General features: G+C 55.1%; 20 protein-coding genes. 10 read left to right on the forward strand and 10 right to left on the reverse strand.

Annotated features, from left to right (window positions below; translation table 11 throughout):
• Window positions 1-15: 15 nt before the first annotated feature.
• A complete protein-coding gene (locus tag ACOYW2_RS21625) occupies window positions 16-330 on the forward strand; it encodes a hypothetical protein (protein WP_482767945.1) in 315 nt (104 codons plus the stop codon).
• Window positions 331-525: 195 nt separating this feature from the next.
• On the forward strand, window positions 526-1,035 hold the full coding sequence (locus ACOYW2_RS21630; protein ID WP_482767946.1) for a C-GCAxxG-C-C family (seleno)protein: 510 nt from the start codon (window positions 526-528) through the stop codon (window positions 1,033-1,035).
• A gap of 98 nt (window positions 1,036-1,133) precedes the next feature.
• On the opposite strand, the gene ACOYW2_RS21635 is transcribed toward ACOYW2_RS21630, so the two are convergent.
• The 3 genes from ACOYW2_RS21635 to ACOYW2_RS21645 form a co-directional block, all read right to left on the reverse strand.
• Window positions 1,134-1,424, reverse strand: coding sequence for a hypothetical protein (locus tag ACOYW2_RS21635; protein WP_482767947.1), 291 nt, complete (start codon window positions 1,422-1,424; stop codon window positions 1,134-1,136).
• A gap of 454 nt (window positions 1,425-1,878) precedes the next feature.
• A complete protein-coding gene (locus ACOYW2_RS21640) occupies window positions 1,879-2,475 on the reverse strand; it encodes an HD domain-containing protein (protein ID WP_482767948.1) in 597 nt (198 codons plus the stop codon).
• 238 nt (window positions 2,476-2,713) lie between these two features.
• Entirely contained in the window at window positions 2,714-3,451 is a 738-nt protein-coding gene (locus ACOYW2_RS21645) for a sulfite exporter TauE/SafE family protein (RefSeq protein WP_482767949.1), read from the reverse strand.
• Window positions 3,452-4,363: 912 nt separating this feature from the next.
• Between ACOYW2_RS21645 and ACOYW2_RS21650 the strand changes: the two genes are divergently transcribed.
• Genes ACOYW2_RS21650 through ACOYW2_RS21665 form a run of 4 tightly spaced genes read left to right on the forward strand, consistent with a single transcriptional unit; the run spans window position 4,364 to window position 9,139 of the window.
• Window positions 4,364-5,389, forward strand: coding sequence for a transglutaminase-like domain-containing protein (locus ACOYW2_RS21650; RefSeq protein ID WP_482767950.1), 1,026 nt, complete (start codon window positions 4,364-4,366; stop codon window positions 5,387-5,389).
• Between the two features lie 14 nt (window positions 5,390-5,403).
• Window positions 5,404-6,063, forward strand: coding sequence for a 4Fe-4S dicluster domain-containing protein (locus ACOYW2_RS21655; RefSeq protein WP_482767951.1), 660 nt, complete (start codon window positions 5,404-5,406; stop codon window positions 6,061-6,063).
• Window positions 6,060-6,689 carry a hypothetical protein gene (locus tag ACOYW2_RS21660; protein ID WP_482767952.1) on the forward strand — a complete coding sequence of 210 codons (630 nt, stop codon included), beginning with the start codon at window positions 6,060-6,062 and terminating at the stop codon, window positions 6,687-6,689. Before ACOYW2_RS21655 ends, ACOYW2_RS21660 begins: the two co-directional genes overlap by 4 nt.
• On the forward strand, window positions 6,686-9,139 hold the full coding sequence (locus ACOYW2_RS21665) for a molybdopterin dinucleotide binding domain-containing protein (protein WP_482767953.1): 2,454 nt from the start codon (window positions 6,686-6,688) through the stop codon (window positions 9,137-9,139). The genes ACOYW2_RS21660 and ACOYW2_RS21665 overlap by 4 nt, the downstream gene beginning before the upstream one ends.
• Here the strand turns inward: ACOYW2_RS21665 and ACOYW2_RS21670 are convergent.
• The 3 genes from ACOYW2_RS21670 to ACOYW2_RS21680 are packed head-to-tail and all read right to left on the reverse strand — an operon-like array spanning window position 9,117 to window position 12,057.
• The gene (locus ACOYW2_RS21670; RefSeq protein WP_482767954.1) at window positions 9,117-11,153 is read right to left on the reverse strand and encodes an autotransporter family protein; all 2,037 of its coding nucleotides are present in this window, start codon (window positions 11,151-11,153) and stop codon (window positions 9,117-9,119) included. The two genes, ACOYW2_RS21665 and ACOYW2_RS21670, sit on opposite strands and share 23 nt — an antisense overlap.
• Window positions 11,150-11,557: a hypothetical protein gene (locus ACOYW2_RS21675; RefSeq protein ID WP_482767955.1), complete on the reverse strand. Its 408-nt coding sequence runs from the start codon at window positions 11,555-11,557 to the stop codon at window positions 11,150-11,152. Before ACOYW2_RS21675 ends, ACOYW2_RS21670 begins: the two co-directional genes overlap by 4 nt.
• 20 nt (window positions 11,558-11,577) lie before the next feature.
• On the reverse strand, window positions 11,578-12,057 hold the full coding sequence (locus tag ACOYW2_RS21680) for a hypothetical protein (protein WP_482767956.1): 480 nt from the start codon (window positions 12,055-12,057) through the stop codon (window positions 11,578-11,580).
• Between the two features lie 552 nt (window positions 12,058-12,609).
• On the opposite strand from ACOYW2_RS21680, the gene ACOYW2_RS21685 reads away from it, so the two are divergent.
• On the forward strand, window positions 12,610-13,371 hold the full coding sequence (locus ACOYW2_RS21685) for an aspartate/glutamate racemase family protein (RefSeq protein ID WP_482767957.1): 762 nt from the start codon (window positions 12,610-12,612) through the stop codon (window positions 13,369-13,371).
• A gap of 91 nt (window positions 13,372-13,462) precedes the next feature.
• Here the strand turns inward: ACOYW2_RS21685 and ACOYW2_RS21690 are convergent, their stop codons facing one another.
• The 3 genes from ACOYW2_RS21690 to ACOYW2_RS21700 form a co-directional block, all read right to left on the reverse strand.
• Window positions 13,463-13,717: a hypothetical protein gene (locus tag ACOYW2_RS21690; protein ID WP_482767958.1), complete on the reverse strand. Its 255-nt coding sequence runs from the start codon at window positions 13,715-13,717 to the stop codon at window positions 13,463-13,465.
• Window positions 13,718-13,789: 72 nt separating this feature from the next.
• The gene (locus ACOYW2_RS21695; protein ID WP_482767959.1) at window positions 13,790-16,210 is read right to left on the reverse strand and encodes an exo-rhamnogalacturonan lyase family protein; all 2,421 of its coding nucleotides are present in this window, start codon (window positions 16,208-16,210) and stop codon (window positions 13,790-13,792) included.
• A 239-nt stretch (window positions 16,211-16,449) separates the two neighbouring features.
• Window positions 16,450-17,166: a Rossmann-like domain-containing protein gene (locus ACOYW2_RS21700; protein ID WP_482767960.1), complete on the reverse strand. Its 717-nt coding sequence runs from the start codon at window positions 17,164-17,166 to the stop codon at window positions 16,450-16,452.
• Window positions 17,167-17,490: 324 nt separating this feature from the next.
• Here ACOYW2_RS21700 and ACOYW2_RS21705 point away from each other — a divergent pair, with 324 nt between their 5' ends.
• Window positions 17,491-18,201, forward strand: a complete 711-nt coding sequence (locus ACOYW2_RS21705; protein ID WP_482767961.1) for a DUF3786 domain-containing protein — start codon at window positions 17,491-17,493, stop codon at window positions 18,199-18,201.
• On the opposite strand, the gene ACOYW2_RS21710 is transcribed toward ACOYW2_RS21705, so the two are convergent.
• Window positions 18,173-18,622, reverse strand: a complete 450-nt coding sequence (locus ACOYW2_RS21710) for a PaaI family thioesterase (protein WP_482418051.1) — start codon at window positions 18,620-18,622, stop codon at window positions 18,173-18,175. The genes ACOYW2_RS21705 and ACOYW2_RS21710 overlap by 29 nt on opposite strands.
• Before the next feature lie 324 nt (window positions 18,623-18,946).
• Between ACOYW2_RS21710 and ACOYW2_RS21715 the strand changes: the two genes are divergently transcribed.
• Window positions 18,947-19,633: a class I SAM-dependent methyltransferase gene (locus ACOYW2_RS21715; RefSeq protein ID WP_482767962.1), complete on the forward strand. Its 687-nt coding sequence runs from the start codon at window positions 18,947-18,949 to the stop codon at window positions 19,631-19,633.
• The gene (locus ACOYW2_RS21720; RefSeq protein ID WP_482767963.1) at window positions 19,630-20,622 is read left to right on the forward strand and encodes a DUF3795 domain-containing protein; all 993 of its coding nucleotides are present in this window, start codon (window positions 19,630-19,632) and stop codon (window positions 20,620-20,622) included. The genes ACOYW2_RS21715 and ACOYW2_RS21720 overlap by 4 nt, the downstream gene beginning before the upstream one ends.
• Window positions 20,623-20,668: the final 46 nt, after the last annotated feature.

Below are 20,668 nucleotides of genomic sequence, written 5' to 3' on the forward strand. Positions count from 1 at the left end.
ACAGCTCACCTGATTATGGAATTGACAAAAGGAGGAGGGAGACGCCTGAAAAGGCCAGGGCATGTAGCCCCAGAAAGCATCCCTTTTCACGAGGCAAGCATCGTCACAATGTCAACGGGAGGGAAAAAAATGACTATTTTCGCACTGATCGCAAACACCATCCAATTTTTCATCGCTATTCTGATGTTAACACAGCTCTCTTCTCCGTGGAGTGACAGGGACGTCTTTCTAATTTTTGTCATGATTGTTGTCCCGGCGCTGAACCTGATGTGTTTTTTGCCTGTTTCGGAAAAGAAAAAGAACAAAAGCGGTTTTATCTCCATGCATTAGAGCAGTAAAATTTCCAGATTCTTCACGAGTAAAGGAGAGAGGAGTAAGGTTGGCAATCCCATCCATTGTTCCATGCTGCTAAAAACGGCTTCTCTTATGATGCATGGCTCGGTAAAAGAGTAGAAAAAAATCGTCACCCCACAGGAGGGTTGGCCACCATAGCCTGATAACGACACACACCATTCGAATCGAACCATGATAACAGACACATTTGTGAAAGACCGAGTCAACACCTATTACTGGAAAGACGATTTCAACTGTACAACGACAACGCTAAAAATACTGGCGGAAGCGTTTGAGATCCCCCTTGATGAGCAGGTGATCAGCTCCGCCATTGGCCTGCCCGGTGCCGCTAAACACGGCGCGCTCTGCGGGCTGGTCTCCGGCACCCTCATGTTTATAGGTATCTGGGGAAGAAAACACAGTATCCCGGACTTGATATTTCAACTGCAGCGTACCGGCTTTTCCACCGCCTTTCACAAGCGCTTTGGCAGCCTGCAATGCAGCGTCCTGAGGCCCGAAGGATTTCACCCCGACAACCCGCCTCATCTCTGCGAGCCCATAACATGTCGCGCCAATCAGCTTCACCTCCAGAAACATCACCCCATGACAGACAGGACACATCAAGGAGAAGCCCTAAGCTCCACACAAAGACAAAATTTAGAAAAAGCAATGACTCATAGCGACATAGTTGAACCACATTGAAAGCGAATTTCCGTAGCGCCCCCTAATCACAAGCGGCATATCTCGTTTTGAAACAAACACGTTTGAAGAGTGTCAAATATGATCCAAATAAATCCTTATTAAAAATCAATTCTATTCCAACCAAGCACCTTGCCATTTTCTATAGTTACTGTGAAGTTAGGGGACGATGTAGAACACCAGGTAATACGGCCGCTTCTAGCTGGCTCATATTTCCAACTTTCTCGGGCCTTGTTTTTTAAATCTTCTTGTTCAATGTGAGCTGGTCGCCCTATTGAATCAATTAATTGCTCTTCAGTCTGGCCTTGCCAAATCATTTTCTTCATTAATTTATCAACTAATTGCTTATCATTATATTTATCCATTAACCGGCCTCTCTTTTTCTCTTCCAAGTTATTACCTACTACATGGAGAAATGTTGAACAAATTAAGAAAACGATAACGCCAAATAAAAAGAAATTCATATAAACCCTATGAGTTAAAAAATAGTTGAGTTACCGTATTTAAATTGAGTTGAGTAAACCGTTTACATGCTTCTGATGAAAAATGGGATATTTCCTTGAACTGGAGCTTACATCCATTTCGTCCGATGGGCTTGCGGGATACGGGCGGGTGCGCCGTGCGCACCGCCCAACGTTCAGAAAACAGCAATGGGGGATCCGTGATGATCGCTATGGGGATGCGTTAGAAAGAAAAGCCGGTGGCTTGCGAGGCGGTGGTCGGTGCGGGAGCCGCACCCTACGCTTCGCATCCCGTGGGGCCAGGGTGGCAGCATGGAAAAAGTATCTGGGGGTAGGCTCCTGCATCCGAAAATATGGGGCAAAAGGGACGCCAGAAAGCCCCCTTTTACTTGTTTTCTGTCCCACCATGGAACACACCGTCCTCCCGCGCTTCCGTGAGCAGCTTATCATAGAAGGCTTTCAACATGCCCCCGGCTTGAAAGTACGGGCCCATGTACGCTTTCACCTCTTCATGGGTCACGGACAATTTTCTGTAGGAGGAGTGGGCCTGGTTGGTACACAGGTTCTGGATCAGGGGCATCAGCTTGTCTGCGGATTTGACGATTTTTGCCTCTGCGGTCTCTTGGGCCATGTACTCGTCGAACAGGCCGGAAAGTTTGGTTCCAAGGGCTGCAGGCAGCTGGGAAAAGAGTTTTTTAGCAGCTTTTTTCTCGTTTTCTTCCTTGTCATCGGTGTTGCCCCTGTACGGGTTCGTGTCCCCCGCGTAAATCTCCGGGAGATCATGGATCAGGGCCAACTGGAGGAGTTTCATGCGGTCGACACCTTCGAGCTCGTCTTCAATGAGCATGAGAAACAAAGCCAGGTGCCACGAGTGCTCGGCATCGCTTTCCGGGCGATCTGCACAGGTCGTGCGGCATGTTCGTTCACAGGTTTTAAAGGTTTCAACTTCTTTGAGAAAGGCGATTATCTTGTCATATTCCATGTATCTATCCTTGTCACTATTCCGTTATGCCTCCGGCGGGTCGCTTTTTGAAAAAAGCTCCGCAAAAACGTTGCGGTCACGTCCCCTTTTGGGTTTAAAACAGCCACCAAGCAGCAGTAGTCGAATAAACCGAAACAGCACTTAAAACCTGTTTATCAAACTTTTCAAAAATGTGGCCCCCGGCAGGGCCGCCGGAGGCGTTTTTCTGTCATTAACATAGGCCACTGAAACCCTGGCCTTACAAAAGAACCATGGCTGCTTTGTACAGGATCATACACCCCATGGCCCCCAGGAGGGAGAAGAGGATCTTCCGGTAGGAAAAGTCTCCGATGAGCCGGGAGATGCGAATGCCGATCCAGCCGCCGGAGACGGCAGAGGGAACCGCCACCATGGCAAGGGTGACGGAGGCGGTGCTCTGGAGGCCTGCCAGGGTCTGGGCCGTGATCATGATGATGCCGGCGCACATGAAAAAGCTGCCGATGCCTGCCTTGATCTGCTCCTGCCTCCAGCCGGTCAGGGAGGTGTAGACGATGGTGGGGGGACCGCCCATGCCGAAGGAGGTACCGATGGCCGATGAGGAAAAGCCCGCAAGGACGCCCCAGTATTTGGAGACCACGCGCCGGGAGGCGCCTTCGAAGAAGAGGCCCCAGAGGGCGTAGGTGATAAGGAAAATCCCCATGGCGAGCTTCAGGGTATCGCCGGGGAGTTTTTTCATGAGGGTTACGCCGGTGAGGGCACCGGGAAAGGCGCCGAAAATCAGCGGCCGCAGCCGGTCCCAGTCCGCGTATTTACGAAAGGTAAGCCCCATCTGCATGTTCATGGCAAGGCCGATGATGGTTCCGGCAGGGATCGCTATGGGAAGCTCGATAAACTGGGTGGCAAGGGGGGTGGCCACAAGGGCGCAGCCAAAACCGGCGATGCCGTTCACAAGGCCGCCGAGGCCCCAGAAAAGGGCCATGATCAGGTAATCATTCATACAACACATCCTAAAAAGGAGAAAAAATCCAACACCCCGGCCCACTATGCCATGCAGGGATGACGCTCGACTCTTTACCGTGTTACCGGCCTTTTGTAAATTCTGATCCCAACCCGGATATGTATCAACAAAACAATATTCAGAACACGCCCCTATCACACCGTCTCCAACCTTGACCAGACGAACCGCGCCTCTCTGCAGGGTCAACGCATTTAAAAAATCAGTTGCCTCCGGCGGGTCGCTTTTTGAAAAAAGCGCCGCAAAAACGTTCCGGTAATCAAAGAAGAGGGACTCTGCTCTGTCGTAACGTACCTTCAAAAAACAAAACCTGTTTGTCAAACACAGATCATAAAAATAGGCAAACGTTTTGCCCCCGGCAGGGCCGCCGGAGGCAAAAATCTAAATGCGTAACCTTTGCGCCTCCTTAGTCCTTCGCAAAAAAATGTTAGTCCTCCTTCAGAACCCCTATCATTCAACATTTTCAATAAATACTATTGATATATTCAATATACCCACTTAAAAAAACGCTAAAAAATCGATTTGATTGTCCCGCCTCAAACCCCTTACATTCACTGACCCACACACACACGAACCTCGGCCTTCGGTCCTTACTGTAAGGGTGATGGAAAAAAATTAAATAGACAGACACCGAATAGCGACCTTGCCGCAAGTGTCTTGAACGACATGTTGATAAGCATCAGCGTTGATTCGGCCAGCACCGTTCGATTGTACAATTATTTTTTGCCCGCACCCTAACCGTTCTCAAGCCAAGGCCACTTACTAATGGGATCATATTACACCCGACATTCGATTGGCCCTAACATCTTGAATACAATCAAGACCAAAGCCATGGGCATGTCGACTGAGATTCGGTCTTATTAAACACCGTCAGGTGCCAAACGCGAGGATACCATGAAGCCAAAATCGATACGGATTCTGACTGCCCTGCTCATCGGGCTGCTCATTGCAACCACAACCCACGCCTCAGCCCCTTCAGGAGTGGTCACATTACATCTTTCCCCTGCCGTTGAGGCCTCTAACCAGGCCGTCAAACTCTGGATCCCCTACCCCATGTCCGACGCCTTCCAGACCATTACCGATGTGCGGGTCACCGGCAATTTCGATGCGTCACAGGTCCTCCGGGATCCCGGCTCCGGTGCTGTCTATCTTTATGCCACCTGGGCCAAGGCAGGAAAAAAGCCATCGGCCAGCCTCAGCTTCCATGTGAGCCAGACAGATCGCAGAAACACACAGCTCACCGAGGTGGATGCCCCCTTCCCCGTACCGGTGAAAAAATACCGGGAATCCACCACCTGGGTTCCCGCAGCAGACGCGGAGATGCAGAGCATCGCCGCAAAGGCTGTGAAGGGCAAAGAAGGCACCCTTGAAAAGGCCCAGGGGGTCTACGACTGGGTTGTTGAAAACACCTACAGGGATCCCAAGGTCAAAGGCTGCGGCCTCGGCATCCCCTCCCGAACCCTGAACGAGTGTGGCGGCGGTGGCAAGTGCGCCGATCTGAGCACGGTCTTTGTCACCCTTGCCCGGGCAGCCGGGATCCCCGCACGGGATGTGTACGGCCTGCGCCTCTCCTCCCCCAAAGAGGGAGACATCACCAGCGCCTTTCACTGCTGGGCTGAATTCTACCTGCCCGGCACCGGATGGGTGATGGTGGACCCTGCGGACGTTCGCAAGATGATGCTGGTCCACAACGTCAAACTTGAGAATGCAGGGGATTGGCGCCGCTTCTTCTGGGGCGGGGATGACCTGTTCCGCGTGGTCCTGCAAAAAGACGCCCGGGGAGCCGCCCTTGAAGGGGCCTCTGCGCCCCTGAACTACTTCATGTACCCCGCTGCCGAGGTGGACGGAAAGATGCTGAACTACTTTAACAGCAAAGCGTTCCATTACAATGTCACCTTCGCGGCAGACGCCGGGAACTAGGCCGGGTACCTCAAATGGAAGACAGACGCACGTTTATCAAGCACGGTCTCCTGCTCTGCGCAGGGGCCGGCGGCCTCCTGGTGGTCCGGGCCGAATCAGCCCCGAAAAAGCGCCCCGAGGGTCAGTGGACGATGGTTGTGAACAGCGCCCTGTGCACCGGATGCAATGCCTGCATGGTGGCCTGCAAGCTGCAACACAACACGGAGAAGGGAAAATTCAACACCCACGTGGTGGAAGAGGAGAAAGGCACCTTTCCACACGCCTCCCTCGGTTTTTCCCCCACCCTGTGCCACCACTGCGACGATGCCCCGTGCGTCAAGGCCTGCCCCACCGGGGCGTCGGCCAAGGACCCGTGCGGTGCTGTGACCATGGACTGGAGCCTTTGTAACGGATGCGGGGCCTGCCTACCGACCTGTCCCCACAATGCCCGGTTTGCCGACAGCCGTTTCGGCAACCGGGCTGATAAATGCGACCTCTGCCTGGACCGCATCAGCCAGAGGCTCCAGCCCGCCTGCGTGGAGAATTGCGCCTCCGGTGCCCGAACCTTCGGCAGAAGCAATGGCCCCAAAGGGGCCTTTGCCGCTCAGGTGGAAACAATCCACCGCCATAACGAGAACAAATCCAACGGGGCGGTCCTGTTCTGCAACGGAAACACCGGGGGAAACCAGGCATGAATAAAGGGAAACGCAAAGGCAAAAAAAACAGCCCTCTCTCCCGCAGGGCTTTTCTTTCAGCCAGCGCCGCCGGGGCAGCCATGGCCCTGGCTCCGGGGGCCAGTGCCGCAGCGTCCGAGGCCTCGCCCACAGAAACGGGCCGCAAGACCACCCCCACACGCATGGACAAGGGAACCCAAACCGTGCACTCCGTCTGCCTGGCCTGCAACGCGCGTTGCGGCGTCCGGGGCGTGGTCAAGGACGGGCGGCTGGTCAATATCTCGGGTAACCCCTATCACCCGTACAACATGCAGTTTGCCCCCGTTGACGCCAAAACACCCGTGGCTGAAGCCCTTAATATCTCCAGCCCGGTCTGCGGAAAAGCCCTGGATACACCCTCCCACATCTACAGCCCCTACCGCCTCATTCGCCCGTTAAAACGCACGGGTCCCAGGGGATCTGGACAATTCGAACCCATTGAGTGGGACCAGCTGATTGCAGAGGTCTCCGGTGGAGGAAAACTCTTTGCCCACCTGGGGGAAGAGCGGGTGGTGGAGGAGGGGCGGCGCGAGGTTGCCTGGCCCAAGAGCCCATCTCGAAAAACGACCCGGGCCTGGGCCCAAAACAAAACGGTTTTGTGTTCATGACAGGAAGGCTTCAAACAGGACGAAAGGAGTTCATCGACCGCTTTGTCAAGTCGGCCGTGGGCTCAAAAAACCGCATCGGACACACCGACATCTGCGGCCTGGGCTTTCGCATGGGCAACTGGGCCCTCACCGGGGCCAAACAGGCGGAGCTGAAGGCCGACGCCCTCAATGCCCGCTATATCCTCGTCATCGGTGCCAATATTTACGAGGCCCTTCAGCCCGGCATCAACACTTACGGTGCCATGGTGGCCCGACGCCACGGCCAGGGTGAGCTCGATTTTGCCGTGGCCGACCCCCGTGCCACACGGGCCTCGGCCCATGCCAAAGAGTGGATCCCCGTCAAACCCGGCAGGGACGGGGCCCTTGCCATGGGGATGATCCGGTGGATGATTGAAAACCAGGCTGTCAACCGCGACTACCTCACGGCCCCCAACATCAAAACAGCACAGAAACGCGGATTTGCAACCGTCTCCAATGCCACCCACCTGGTCATCTGCGATACCCACCACCCCGATGGCGGCGCCTTTCTTCGCATGGGGCACCTGGACCCAACCTTGGGCGAGCTCAAAAAAACATCCCCCATGGTGCAAAGCCCGGAGGGGACATTTCAGCCCGCCGAAGAGACCTCTGAGGCCGTACTGGAGGCCGAAGGGGTTGTACGAGACGCCTCCGGCACACCCATCCGGGTGAAAACAGCCTTTGCCCTGCTCAAAGAGAGCGCCTTCTCCCACAGCCTCTCTGATTACGCCCACTTCTGCGGCGTGCCCGAAACACAAATTTCCTCCGTGGCCCGGGAGTTCTCATCCCACGGCACCCGCGCCGCCGTTACCCAGTACCATGGCGCCGGAAACTACGTAAACGGCACCTGGGCAGCCTACGCCGTGGCCGCCCTCAACGCTCTGGTGGGAAGTATCGGCATGCAGGGGGGCTACCTCCACGGCGGGGGAAAAGCAGGCTCCCCCCACAAGGGGATCTTCGACCTCAAAGGCTTTCCCGGCAGGAAAAAGCCCTCCGGCGTGGCCCTCTCTCGGGAAAAAGCGAGCTACGAAGCCACCAAAGAGTACCGGTCCAAACAGGAGAAAACGGGCAGCGGCTACCCGTCCAGGCGGCCCTGGTTCCCCTTTTCCAAGGGCGGACTGTGCGTGGAGTGCTTAAGCGGTATGGATGAGCAGTACCCCTACCCGGCCAAGGTCCTTTTTACCTACCTCTTCAACCCGGTCTACTCCATTCCCGGGGGATACCGCTTCAAAGAGACCCTTTCAAGCACCGACAAGGTGCCCCTGCACGTCTCCATGGATGTGGCCATCAACGAATCGAACATCTACGCCGACTACATCGTACCGGATCTCAGTTACGCCGAAGGCCACCACGGATGGCTCACGCCCCATGCCCCGGCCCTGACCTTTTCCGCCATCCGAACCCCCATGGTGAAGCCCCTCACCGGACACACCAAAGACGGAAGGCCCTTCTGCACCGAGACCTTCCTCATCGACCTGGCCAAGGCCATCGGCCTCGGCGGGTTCGGGGACAAGGCCATCCCGGACAGCAAGGGCACCCTCCACCCCTTGAACCGGGCCGAGGATTTCTATCTGCGAGGATTTGCAAACATCTGCCACAACGCCGGAGTCCCCGAGGCCTCCCCGGAAGAGGTCCGGTTTGTGGAAACCAACTACCCCATCGCCACCCACAAAAAAATCCTCCCCGAAGACCAGTGGCGACGTGTCTGCCACCTGCTCTCCCGGGGAGGCGTGTTCGAACCCTATGACAAGGGCTTTTCCAAAGGACGCTTTACCAAGGCTACGCCCCATGTCCATCTCTACAACGAGGCCCTGGGCACCACGCGCAACACCCTGACAGGCATTCGGTTTTCCGGGGTGCCCGGATACCTGGAGCCAACGGATTCAGCCGGTGTCCCGTTAAGCCGTGCGGACAAAGAGTACCCCTTCACCGTGGTGACCTACAAAAGCAGGCTTCACACCCAGTCCCGCTCCCTCTGGTGTGACCGGGCCATGGAAATCCAGGACGATAACCATGTGGAGATAAACGCAGAAGATGCCCGCCGCCTGAACCTTAAAGCAGGTGACCGGGTCGAGGTCTCCTCCCGAAGCAACCCCGAGGGAATCTCCGGCACGGCCCGCCCCACCGACCTCGTTCGACCGGGGTGTATCGCCATCTCCTTTCACTTCGGCCACACCCAGTTCGGCGGCTCGTCCCTCACGGTAAAAAACGGAGCACAGGCCTTCCTGGGCGGAGAGAGTATCATGGACGGCTCCCGGCTCATCCCCACCCCCGGATACACCAAAGGCCTCAACATGAACGATGTCTCCCGCCTGGACGAACACCTGGCCCGCACACCCCTTGTGGACCCGGCAGCCGGGATCCCGGACTTCAGCAGCACCCGGGTCATGATCCGGCGGGAACAAGAAATCACCAGGCGTAGGAAAGATTGACCCCTGCCCCCCACTCATCCCCATGGGCATTGAGAGAGTAAAGTACACCGCCCCGTGCCTGAACACGGCTTGAAAGAGAACTTCCCAGGCCGATGCCCACTGTCATGATGTCACTGCCCCGGTTCTGGCCTTCAAAGGTCTGGGTGAATTCCGGGTGGGAGACAAGGGAGGCGTCGATGTCGTGGGCTTCATTGCTGTTTGCGTAAACATCATGCTCGTAGCGAATAAAGGAGAGGGGAAACACCCTCGGAGCAAACGGAAGCCCTGCAAACTGCATGTTCAAACCCACGGAGGCCACAATGGCCTGGGCATCGGCATCATCAACGGCAAGGCTGAGGTTCGGGTCGCCGCTTTCGGTGAACGACTCCTGATCGTAGTAAATATAACTGAGCCCCAGCTCCGGAAAAAGCGCCAGTACCTCATTGGCAAAAACCTGTTTTTTAGCGCTGATGGACGTATAGACGCTGTGGCTGGAGTAGCTTGCCTCGGGCACCGTCTCCGTGTGCCCCACCATCACGTACCGCTTGGAGTCATGATCCCCATAGCTGTACCCCAAGAGCACATCAAAGAGCCATCCGTTCTGTTCCGGGAGCAGAAGGTATGCGCCAAGATGATACACGGAGCTGTCAAAGCTCTCCGTAAGGGAGTCGTGTTCGTCCATCTCCTGGAGGCCATAGGAAAAGTAGCCCCCCAGAAGCCCGTCGCCAATACGGGCCAGGGTCCCGCCCACGGTGAACCCGGTGAGGGTATAATCAAAATTGCCAAGGTTCTCATCACCGTCCACGTTTCCGTCCACGTGGCCTGCGTCAAACCAGATCCCCTTTTCCGGTTGCGGCAACTCATCACGCCCCATGGTTTCCCCCGCTGAGCGCTTAAGAAACCCATGCCGCATCACCGTACCGATAATCATGTCAATCTGTTCTAAAGAGACCGTCATGTACGACGAGTAGGGTTCCGCGTGGATAAAGTCTGCGTGGGTCCCCACCTGGTCGTTGGTCAGCATGTTCAGCGCGGCCTGGTTCTGGGCATTCCCGGTAGTGGCGCTGTTGACCATCAGCTGCATCCCGTTTTTCTGGTTGGGGGTCGTCACGCCCGGGTGGGAGAGAAGGGTGGTGTATGGCTGCGTCTCCAGCGTCACCGTCACCTTGCCGTCTGCTGAAGGCGTGGCTGTCTGCCTGGCCGTAAGCAGGGCAGGCATGCTGCCCCCCAGGGTGGACCCAATGGCATCTCCATCCGTGGTGCTGGTGACAAAAAACAACACGTCATAACGTCCGTCGGCGGCAGCTCCCCCCGACGCATAGGCATCGGCACCAAGGCCTGCCTGCAGGGCCTCAAGGGTCAGGGACAGAGCGGGGGTCCCCGTGATGTTCACATCCGTAAAGGCCACGGAGTCGTTGTATTGATTGAACCCCGGTGCAATGGACTGCCCGCCGGGCAGGACCCGCAGGTGAAATTCATTTTTCCCCGTGGCCTGAAAGGGCGCCCCGGCTGCGGCACCAACGAAATCAAGGGACGACAACGCATCCCCCTGCTGGTGACGCAACACCACATCGCTGTTGCTTAAGGTGAATTGCTGTGAGGTAAACCGCATGGGGCTTGTCACAAGCCTGCCGTCATGCATGGCAAAGGAGGTCAATTGGTCCGCCTCGATGCTGTTGTAATACGAGAGCGTTGAATCCCTGATATCCAGAGAATCCAGGGTATCCAGCCCGTGAACACCGTCAATGGTGACATCGGCCTGGTTGATCAGGTTCAGGCGAGAGACCTTCAGGGCGGGATGGGTGGCAGGAACCCCGGTAAAGCTGCGTTGAAAAACCGTGGTGCCTCCGTCCACGATGAGGGTGCCGTTCACCAGGTCTGTGTCGTCATAGGACGCCGACAAAAAGGCGCCGTCGCCGAAATGTACCGTGTTGTTGCCCTGAAAGGTAAACGTGCCGGTCGCAGGGGATACCCCGCTGTGGATATAGGAACGCAGGTAGGTGTTGTTGTTCAAATGAATGGTCGAATCCGTCACCTGAAGGGGCCCTGTGCTTCAGATGCCGATGACAATCCCACCGGAGAGCCGGAGCCGTAAGAGCCTTTAAGTGAAAGGATGGCACCGGTGATCAGAGATGGTTGAGACACATAGGAAAACAACTCCAGTTCTGAATTGGCAAGATTGAGACGGCTCCCCGGGTCCATAAGGAGCTGCGACGAGCTGCTGCCGACAATGCTGGTAAAGTTGTCCAGGGTGAGAGACGCACCCTGCAGGGTGTGAACGTTCAAGGCGTTGCTTGATTTAAACTCCCCGTTGATGGTGTTCTGGCCGCTCGAGGCGGTGATGGTCGCAGCACGGGAAGTTGTAATAATTCCCCTGGTGGGTATATGGGACACCTTGAGGGTTTCATCGTCAAAGGGGATTGCTTTTAAATAGAACATGGATCGCCCCGTTGACATAATCATCGCTCCCGAGGTAGATAAAGAATGATGAGCTTGGCGATCTGGAGATCTGCAGGGACGTCAGGAAGAGACCCGTCGGGAGATGCGGGCCCCGGTAGCGGCACCCGGGGACTCGGCGCTTCGGAGATCAGGTAAAGCGTGTCGGTCAACCGGTCGTTTCCTTCGATAATAAGGGTATCAAGGGCATGCAGGTTGGATGTCGGCAGGCTTGCCACCACCTGCTCCTGGGAGATGGCAAAGTGGTCGGCATAGTCGGCGTGGATCCTGAGGCTGTCGTAGTGGTTGATGTCCCCCGACAGGATAATCTGCGCCAGCAGCTCCCCTGAGCTGGTGATGTCAGCCAGGGTGTGCCCCCTGTTGGACAACGGCACAAAGGGGTGCACCGGCTGGTTGGGGCTCAGGTCAAATTCTGCGGCAGAGGAAAGCAGGGGAATCACGCAAAGGGCCACTAAAATAAGATATCTTTTACGTAGTTTCATGGTGTACTCCAATCCTTAGCCCGGATCTTTCATGAAAAAGCAGATCAATTGAGACAATGATAAATTATTACAGAATGCAATCCGCGGTTTTCTGCTCGATTTTCTCACCCTTCGGGCGAGCCGAAACAGTAGTGGGTTCAAACAAGAACAGAGGAAGTCAGCAAAAAGGGGACACCGAGCTTGCCTGTGAAGATAGGGTATAAAAGATACGATGGAGGCCTTCACCACCGGCTGATTTATTCAATGATATTTAAACAGATGGGAAACAATGGCATGGATACGTTCATTAAACATGAATCCGTTTGTGAGCACAAGACAAAAAGCACTAACATCGATTCAAATATCCTGTAATTATGAACTATTTACAGCTTACCATGGTGTATGCCAAAGGGGTATCCCTCTTCTCCTTGTCCGGGAACAGCGCCTGTGCTAAATCGTTGTTTGATCAGGAAGGAACCACGCACTGCGGAGAGTTACTCAACATGTGCCGAGGTCGCGGGAATACGCTTTTCTGGCGTTACGTCCATGCACACCAACCGGAGGAAACCGAACATGAAAAAGATCGGCATCTTAGGCGGCCTCGCCTGGCCTGCAACCGTTGAATACTACAAAGCCATCTGTGAGTTGAGCCAGAAACACCATGCCGACGCCGGGCTCCCGGGGCCCTCCCCCATGCCGGAGATGTGCATTGAATCGGTGAATATAAACTATTCGTTCAACCGGAGAGGCACCTTTGGTGACGAGGAGTCATGGAAGGCCTACGATGCCTACTTTCATGCGGCGCTGAAAAGGCTTGAAGACAACGGCGTGGACTTTGCCATCATTGCCAGCAACACGCCCCACAATCGATTTGATGCCATTACAAAAAGGCTGCGCATCCCGGTGCTCAGCATTTTTGAAGCTGTGGCCGCAACATGCAAGGCCCATGGGGTGTCCGACTGCCTCATTCTGGGAACAGAGCCCACCATGGACTCCGGGATCTTCCCTCGTTATCTCAAACGACACGGGGTCAACGGATTCGCCCCGCCTGAAGCGGCCTTGAAAGCCAAGGTAACGGGGCTGATCTCCGAACTGTTCAAAGGCAAAAGCGACAATGGCAGCGCCCGCATTGATGAGGTCGTCCGTGCGTCCTGTGATCAGACGACTGGAAAGCAAAGCGTCGTGTGCCTTGCATGCACCGAGCTTCCCCTGGCCTTTGAAGGCAAGGAGCAATGCGAAACCTTCCACCACAATGGTGTTTTCTACCTGAACACCACCATGATCCACGCCAACGCCACATTTCGATATGCTGTGGAAGGGGAAGGTGCCGGTTAAAACCTGCCTCCGGCGGCGAGCTGTGCCACCTCGAAAGCATCTTGCCATTGCTCTCGGGCTACGCGCGAAACGTGAGTTGTAACGTTCCCCTTTACGGACAGGGAAGCGAGGAAATGGTCTCTGCGTAGGCTGCAGGGACCACTTTATTGTACTTCACTGCGAAATAGTAATCGGTCCCAGGATCATACAAACGGTAGGCAGGGTCGCCCTCAGACAAGCCATATCTGGCATTATACGCGCTGATGACCTGCGCAACGTCCACAGAGACGGACTCCACGTCTCCCCTTTTCTGTTTCGGCGCCGGTTCATTGGCAACGTTCAGCGCAGCCCAGTAGTTATCATACATGTCCGGGTCGTATTGGTAGTTTCGGTCACCTGGTTGAAGTTGAGGTTTTCCACCATGGGCACCGGAGTACCTTTATCTGACGGTCTGGAGCCCGTCCAGAGGCGCATTCCAGGAGAGGGTGTATACGGAGCCGTGGCGCGCAACGGAAACAGCCTTGGAATTTCCCATGTCCACGCGACCGTTACCCACAGGGGCCACATAACCTGCGACCACGTTTCGATTGTAGTAGTCATAGATAAATCTTGACGAATAGGGAGAGTAGACCCGTTCTTTACTTTGCACCACCAGCATCCTCTTATAATGGGATTTGTACTGTACCAGAAAAGTGTCGTCCCCGGTCATCTCGTACCCCAGGGCCATCAGGAAGGAAAAGGGATACTCCCCGCTATCGTCGGACTCATTGGCGAGATCCAGGGACAAAACGTAGACCTGATGCTCCAGAGGGATGATCTCTCTCAGGCAATGGTAAGCGTCCCCCAAAAGGTAATCCCGAAAGTCTTCATACATCAAGGGATCGTCGAAATTTTCAGGTTGATACGTCCAGAACGAATTCGGAAAGATATCGTATGCCATGAACACCTTGTTGCATCTGCGGCCCTCCGGACAGTTTCCGGCTTTGCTCATGTAAAAGAAACCACGATCCAGATCCCATCCGTTCTGGTCGATGTCTAAAGGCGTTGCCCTCATGCTCATAAAATTCCGGACAATGCGATAAATCTTCTCCCGCCACACCTCCGTACTTGCATAGAGACCAAAGGCCCCGGCACGCCTGAGCGCCCTCGAAAACACGCGGGGATACCCCACGTAAGTGGTCCCATCGTAATAACTTCCCACAGCCCCTTTGCCGGAGCCCTGATCGTAGAGCGTATACTCCCCGTGATCTTTCCACCCGTCCATGAACGACTCATCCCCTGTAAGGAAATAGCCAATGGGCACGGAGATGTCATGGGAATGCTCCCTGTCAATGGACTTATAGTTAAATGCCAGCTTCTCTTGATCGGGTGGTATGACTTTATTTACATTGGTAAAAAGTTCAGGACCGTCAGCATAGAAATCAAAATCATCCGAATGCCGTGTTGATCCGAACATTTTATGGTGGTCCATGTTCTGGGCGGCCAGAAACGCTCCTCCGTTACCGGTCTGCAGGTAGTGAAGGTACTGACACAAATTCACATCATACTGATTGGAGCCTCCGGACTGCCCCCAGACATAATACCTGCGCATGCTGTCCACATTGGAGATCTCATAGTTTTCAAGCCCGATCTCGGCCAGGAACCTCCGCGTCTCTTCATGGGTCGCCAGCCTCTTTTCGTAATAGACGGCCCCGGTGTCCTTATACTGTTGAAACGCCGCCCGCCCGGTGAGGGGGTATTGTATGGCGTAAAAGGTCTCTCTCGGTAACGGTGTATCCTCCTTTTTCGAAAACGCCAGCACCACCTGCCGTTTGTCATGGGCAAAAAAGGCGAACCCGATATCATCTTTTGAGTTCCACGGGCTGAAGATATCAATGAATAGATCGCCGTCTTCCTCCATGGTGAACCCAGCCGGCCACATACCGTAAAGATTTCGGATCCCGCAGTTGATCTGCTTTTCTACCGAGTACATGGCCGCGAACCCTTCGCTGTGGTGGGTCTCGTCCCCGAGGGGGTGGATCACCGCCCCTCCGTTGGCGACCATCAGGCCCGTATCGGGGACCAGGCGCTCCCGGAGCTTGGAGGCGCCGCCAATGTACTGGATATATTTGTGGCTGCTGTAGCCCTGGTACAGGTATGCGGTTTCGTTGATGGGGCCGTGGGATTCCGTCCCCGGGCCGGTGGAAAAGAGATAGCTGGGGGCAGAGACCGTGGAGGGAAGCTCAATGCGAAGGGACTCGAAGATCTTCACCGAATAGGAAGCCATCTCGGCGTTTTTGATGATCAGGTCAAGCCGGACTCGGCCGGTGTTCTTGTAAAAATACATGCGCATGGTGTAACCGAAAAGCCACGGCCCGCTTTCAGGCATAAGGTGCCCGTCACAGCGGATCACCGCTTTAACGGGGCCGTTCTCTTCGATCTCTGCCGTGGAACCGTCATCCAGAGCCGAAGAGTAGCGGGTTGATCCGCTGACGGCCGTAATCCCACCCGTACCCCGCAAAAACGGGATCCCATCCACAACCACGGAGTCAAACACATTGTAGTTTCTCTTCCTGATCACAAACCGGGCAGTACCCGTATTCACCGTAATACGATCTGAACCGTCCACGGCAAGGTGAGGCCCTGCACTGTTGCCGGAACCATTGGTAAGCCAGATTACCTTGTTGCCGACTGCCTCAACAGACGCCAGGGTATCCACAAGCACCCACTGAATGGCGCCGTCGGGGTACCTGTGAAGCACTCGAAATTGATAATCGGATGCCCCCACAAGGCCCAGCTCGCCGATGGATCGAACACCATTTGACCTGTCTAAGGGAATGCCGAAGGATGCAATTGCCTCGGATCTTTTTACGCCCTCCACACCTTCCGGAAGGAGCTCATGAACAAGAATCTTAACAGCCGGGTTAATACCGCACACACCTTGAAAAGGGGCCATTCCGGCGATACAAAGCACCATGAATAAACAGCACAAGACACGCCTCACCAGTTCACACCGTAACAACACCATCACCATGCTCTCCTAACAAGTTTGATAAATATAAGAAACGTAGGGATGGGGGGGGCGCACCAAAGTATCAGATCAAATCAGCGTCGTCCGTTTCAATGGCCGCACCGGCAGTAGGTCTTCAGATTGAGTATCCTGGCTGCCGCCGAAACGGTAACTCCGTAAAACACAACGGGTTTGCCCCGGTTCAGGAATGTCGGCAGGGAACCGTTGACCAGGGTTGAGCCCGTGGCAAAAATCGTATCGCACCAGGAAATCGCGTCTGCCGTCATCTCCGGCGACTCGATAACCACCCCGGAAAACGCGGTGCCTATGTTGCCCTCATCCATGTCCACGGCCCGGACAGTACATTGAGCGGCAAGGTTTTCCAGGAACCGGGGCTGATGCCCCACAAGGAGTACTTTTTGGCCCGGGGCAACGGCTTCTGCCACATGGCCCGCACACTCCATGGGTTCGGCGTCCCTGCAGTGTACCGTCTTCTCGCAGAGGTTCAGGTACCGGTACACCGCGTTGAGCCCCGCCACAAAGCTGGCTCTTTTGCCGTTGGAGTCAAGGGGCATGGTTATCAGGTCGTCCACTGAGTAATCGGCCTGTTCGTACTCATCGGCAAAGGCCTGGCCTTTGGCACCGCCGAACTCTGCTTCCACCATCACCTCCCTGCCCTTGATGATGGGGTAGTCATCGTGCTCGGGTGTTCCGATGGCCTCTTTGGCCGAAAGGGCCTTGCATCTCACCTGGATCCGTTGCCCTGAAAGCTTGTGAGCACTGATCTCCCGCCCTAAGGCAACGCGCAATTCGTCAAATAAGTTCATGGGGATCTCATCGTCCTTTTCAAAGATGTCATTCACATTTTCTGCTCGCTTTTCTTTCGTTCCGGGCACTGCATGAAATACCCCGGCTCGCTGCGAACCAAATATCTACACTACACAACAAGAGAATTTGTTGCAAACATCAAGCCCAAAAAGAAATGGGACCACCTTTTACCGATCCACATGCCTTGCCCCCACCAACACCTTGTGATAACCATCTGTATATAAAAAAGACATTTCCACCCAAAGAAAGGCATGCCCCAAGACAACAAAATCAGACATCATGGTTTTGAGACACCCCTTCACAAAGCAAACGGAGGCATCACCATGGCTGAAAAGGCTCCCGTATTTGATCAGATCAAGAAGGATTATCTCCGTCAGGTGGAGGCCCTTGAAGGGGCCCCGAACATCGCCGAGGCATTGGGCATCACCGCCGGTGAAACCACATGGCGTATCCCGTTTTTCGACAGGACATACACCGTGACACCCCATGCCGTATCCGATGAGACTGGGAAAGAGGCCAATCACATCACCTGGGTCGTAGTGTGCAAATACCTGCTGCTGTGCCCCGAAAGCCCGTCCGAGGATGCCTCTTTGGTGACGTACAAAGACTTCAAAGATGCCGTGCCCTATGTGACCGGGTTCAGAAACACGGCGTCCCGCCCCATCTCTGCCCATTTCGAAGGAGCCGTGGAAGCCTTAGAGCAGCAATGCCATGCCATCGGTGGCCAGCCCTTTGCCACGGATGTCTCATGCGAGCTCGCCTTTCGCTTCCAGGCCCTGCCCCGGGTCCCTGTGGTTCTCCTCTTCAACGATGCAGACGAAGACTTCCCGGCCCAGGCCACCCTGCTGTTTCAACAAAACGCGTCGACCTACCTGGACATGGAGTCCCGGCCTCGCCATGGGCGGCTGCCACATCTTGGCCGCCCGGTCCTAGGGGGTTTCCCTGGATTACCTGTAACGTCCTCCCGTTGCCCATTGAAGATGTGCCGTCCCCCTGGGCCCCGGTTCAGGGGGCGGGCGGTCCATACCCTGTAGCCTCGGAAAGGGGCGTCCTGCCCTTGACAAACACCCCGTTCCCCCTGCCGACTTCCCGTCCCTTTTCATCATAAAGGACAGATTCTGCGATGAACTGACTCCTGCCGATATTGACCACACGGCCTTCGGAGCGTAAAGTACCCTGCACAACGGGCCTCAGCAAATAGGTGGTAAAGGAGCTGGTCAGGACAAAGGTCTCATGCTCAAGGGAGTTGGCCGCGAAAAATGCGGCGTCGTCCAGCATCTTGAAGTAGACGGACCCATGGGCGGCACCGGCTGAGTGATGATGGTGCTCGGCAAGCACCATCTCAATGGTGGCCTTGCCTTCCCCGACGGTCATGGTCGGGTGATAAAACGCCATGTTCAACGGGGCGGCTGCATACATTCGTTCCAGGGAACGGTAGTGATCGGTGGGGCTCACGGAACCTCCTTGTCTCATCGTTAACCTCAAGCACGGATATTTCATGAGAAAACGATCTTGTTAAAACAATAAAATTGTTATTACACTTGGCTGTTGAGAAAAATGAGGCATTCCAAAAACGCACAATGTAATTCAACATTTTCTACTCGATTTTCTCATCCTTCGAATGAGGGCCTATCTGGACACATGACACTGGGAAAAACCGAGTGATCCTCCATCGGCCATAAATACTATAAAACGTGAGAATAACTCAATCTTAATCCCATAACAGCCTGAATGACGGAGATTTGCTATGAACCATCCCATGCGCGAGGGAAAAAAGCCATGAACCCGATTGACGTTCAGACAGCCTACTGGGACAGCGTTGCCCCGACAAAGACCTTTTCCCACCCCGTTGATGTGGACACACTCCGAACATGGGTGCGACCGGATGAGAAAATCCTTGATTACGGCTGCGGGTACGGGCGCACCTGCGCCCAGCTCACGGAAAACGGGTACAGCAACGTCACCGGAGTCGATATCTCTTGCCAGATGATTAAAAGGGGCCTTGCCGAAAACCCGGCCCTTGACCTGCGGCATGCCGACGCCGAAACCCTGCCCTTTCCCGATCACTCGTTTTCCGCGTGCACCCTCCTGGCCGTCTTGACCTGCATTCCCACAGACGCAGGCCAGCGGCAGGTGATCAGTGAAATCTTCCGGGTCCTTCGACCCGGAGGCATCCTCTACCTCAGCGACTACCCCCTGCAAAACAATGAAAGAAACACCGACAGATACCGACAGCATGAAGCCGAATACGGGAAGTACGGGGTCTTCGGGCTTCCCGAAGGAGCTGTGGTCCGGCACCATGACATGGCCTGGATCCACCAGTTGCTCGCCCCCTTTCAACGTATCCGGGAGCAACCCATTGAGGTTTCCACCATGAACGGAAACAAGGCCACCATCTTCCAGATCATCGCAAAAAAGCCGGAAAACCGGGAGACCACCCCAGCAAAGGAATACCCAAAGTTATGAGCACCATCCTTGTGTCGGACATTTTCGGAAGGACATCGGCCCTTGGAGAGCTCGGAGACGAGCTGCCTGGGAACGTCGAGATCGTCGACCCATACTGCGGGCTCTTCATGGAGTTCAAAGAAGAATCCGCCGCCTACCAGTACTTCACCGAGAATGTCGGCCTGGATCGCTATTGTGAGATCCTCTCAAAGAAAATCGATGACACACCCGGCCCTGTGACTCTTATTGGGTTCAGCGCGGGAGCATCGGCCGCCTGGCGCCTTTCCGAAGCCGTTACCTCCGAAAAAGTCCGCCGGGTGGTCTGCTTCTACGGCTCACAAATCAGGAACTGGCGAGCCATCAACCCGGCGGTGCCCACGGACCTCGTTTTTGCCAGAGAAGAGCCCCGCTTTTCGGTGGCCGAGCTTGCCGATGACCTTTCCTGCAAAGAAAACGTCAGGGTTCACCGCTCTCAATATCTCCATGGGTTCATGAACCCTGCCTCCCTCAACTTTCATAAAGACGCCTACGCCAGCTACATCCACTGGCTCACCGGTGGAATTGCCGAAACAGCCTATTGCGGCATCTATTGCCCGGACTGCATCCGGTACAACAACCGATTCGAAGCCCATGCACAACACCTGAAAGAGGAACTCGAAAAGGTGGCCTTCCACGAGTACGCGGCCGTGGACTCACCCTTCGGAGCTAATTTTTCTCACTACGACAAATTCTCGGAGGTCCTCGTCGCACTGGCGGAGTCCGGGTGTAAAAAGCCCTGTCGGGTAGGAGGCGGGTGCTCAGGGACACCCTGTAAAATAATGGAATGCTGTCTTTCAAGAAAATACGAAGGATGCTGGGAGTGTGACGAGATGGACGCCTGCGACAAATTCGACCTGCTGGAGCCCCGGTGCGGAGAAATGCCCAAAAACAATCTCCGGGCAATCAAACAATACGGCCCCCAGGACTGGATTGCCTTCAGGGAGCCGTTTTATATCTGGCAACAGAAGTAAAAACCTCGCAACTGTTCAGGATGCCTCCGGCGGGTCGCTTTTTTGA

The sequence above is a fragment of the Desulfoluna sp. CLI2B genome (genome assembly GCF_056847375.1).

Excerpts from the sequence above, each read along its gene's own strand:
- ACOYW2_RS21675 (WP_482767955.1), bottom strand. The coding sequence starts at position 11,557 with ATGTTCTATTTAAAAGCAATCCCCTTTGACGATGAAACCCTCAAGGTG.
- ACOYW2_RS21685 (WP_482767957.1), top strand. The coding sequence starts at position 12,610 with ATGAAAAAGATCGGCATCTTAGGCGGCCTCGCCTGGCCTGCAACCGTT.
- ACOYW2_RS21715 (WP_482767962.1), top strand. The coding sequence starts at position 18,947 with ATGAACCCGATTGACGTTCAGACAGCCTACTGGGACAGCGTTGCCCCG.
- ACOYW2_RS21705 (WP_482767961.1), top strand. The coding sequence starts at position 17,491 with ATGGCTGAAAAGGCTCCCGTATTTGATCAGATCAAGAAGGATTATCTC.
- ACOYW2_RS21700 (WP_482767960.1), bottom strand. The coding sequence starts at position 17,166 with ATGAACTTATTTGACGAATTGCGCGTTGCCTTAGGGCGGGAGATCAGT.
- ACOYW2_RS21650 (WP_482767950.1), top strand. The coding sequence starts at position 4,364 with ATGAAGCCAAAATCGATACGGATTCTGACTGCCCTGCTCATCGGGCTG.
- ACOYW2_RS21665 (WP_482767953.1), top strand. The coding sequence starts at position 6,686 with ATGACAGGAAGGCTTCAAACAGGACGAAAGGAGTTCATCGACCGCTTT.
- ACOYW2_RS21690 (WP_482767958.1), bottom strand. The coding sequence starts at position 13,717 with ATGTATGATAACTACTGGGCTGCGCTGAACGTTGCCAATGAACCGGCG.
- ACOYW2_RS21645 (WP_482767949.1), bottom strand. The coding sequence starts at position 3,451 with ATGAATGATTACCTGATCATGGCCCTTTTCTGGGGCCTCGGCGGCCTT.
- ACOYW2_RS21630 (WP_482767946.1), top strand. The coding sequence starts at position 526 with ATGATAACAGACACATTTGTGAAAGACCGAGTCAACACCTATTACTGG.
- ACOYW2_RS21680 (WP_482767956.1), bottom strand. The coding sequence starts at position 12,057 with ATGAAACTACGTAAAAGATATCTTATTTTAGTGGCCCTTTGCGTGATT.
- ACOYW2_RS21655 (WP_482767951.1), top strand. The coding sequence starts at position 5,404 with ATGGAAGACAGACGCACGTTTATCAAGCACGGTCTCCTGCTCTGCGCA.
- ACOYW2_RS21640 (WP_482767948.1), bottom strand. The coding sequence starts at position 2,475 with ATGGAATATGACAAGATAATCGCCTTTCTCAAAGAAGTTGAAACCTTT.
- ACOYW2_RS21660 (WP_482767952.1), top strand. The coding sequence starts at position 6,060 with ATGAATAAAGGGAAACGCAAAGGCAAAAAAAACAGCCCTCTCTCCCGC.
- ACOYW2_RS21625 (WP_482767945.1), top strand. The coding sequence starts at position 16 with ATGGAATTGACAAAAGGAGGAGGGAGACGCCTGAAAAGGCCAGGGCAT.
- ACOYW2_RS21720 (WP_482767963.1), top strand. The coding sequence starts at position 19,630 with ATGAGCACCATCCTTGTGTCGGACATTTTCGGAAGGACATCGGCCCTT.